The organism is Streptomyces bobili (assembly GCF_002154575.1).
Lineage (GTDB): Bacteria > Actinomycetota > Actinomycetes > Streptomycetales > Streptomycetaceae > Streptomyces > Streptomyces bobili.
In genome coordinates this window covers 1-549 of the sequence record NZ_MUBA01000674.1, presented here as the reverse complement: position 1 = coordinate 549, position 549 = coordinate 1, and the positions used below count along the sequence as shown (strand labels likewise).

1 protein-coding gene is annotated in these 549 nt (G+C 72.7%); it reads left to right on the top strand.

All coding sequences use genetic code 11. The features are described from left to right. Positions 1-65: 65 nt before the first annotated feature. The coding region (locus BZL64_RS35970; protein WP_143663406.1) for a class I SAM-dependent DNA methyltransferase at positions 66-549 on the top strand (484 nt) is incomplete at its 3' end.

The window sequence follows — 549 nt, the reverse complement described above, 5'->3', positions numbered from 1 at the left end:
GGCCGCCGCGCGGCGGACGGCAAATCGCTGGACAACCCCCGTACGCCTGACCATCGTTGACGCGCATGGATCAGCAGCAGATCTGGGACGCCGACGCCGCCCTCCGTTACGACACTCCGGGCAGCGGCATGTTCGCGCCCGAGGTGCTCGGGCCCACCGTCGACCGGCTCGCCGAACTCGCCGACGGGGGGCGGGCGTTGGAGTTCGCCGTCGGGACCGGGCGGGTGGCGGTCCCGCTCGCCGCGCGGGGCGTGCCCGTCACCGGAGTCGAGCTGTCCCGCGCGATGCTCGGACGACTGCGCACCAAGGCCGACGAGACGGCGATCCCGGTGGTCGTCGGAGACATGGCGACGACCCGCGCGCCGGGGGAGTACACGCTCGTCTACCTCGTCTACAACACGATCTCCAACCTGCTCACCCAGGCCGAACAGGTCGCGTGCTTCCACAACGCCGCCCGCCACCTCGGACCCGGCGGCCGGTTCGTCATCGAGCTGTGGGTGCCCGAACTGCGCCGCCTTCCGCCGGGGCAGGCGGCGCAGTTCGGGCACC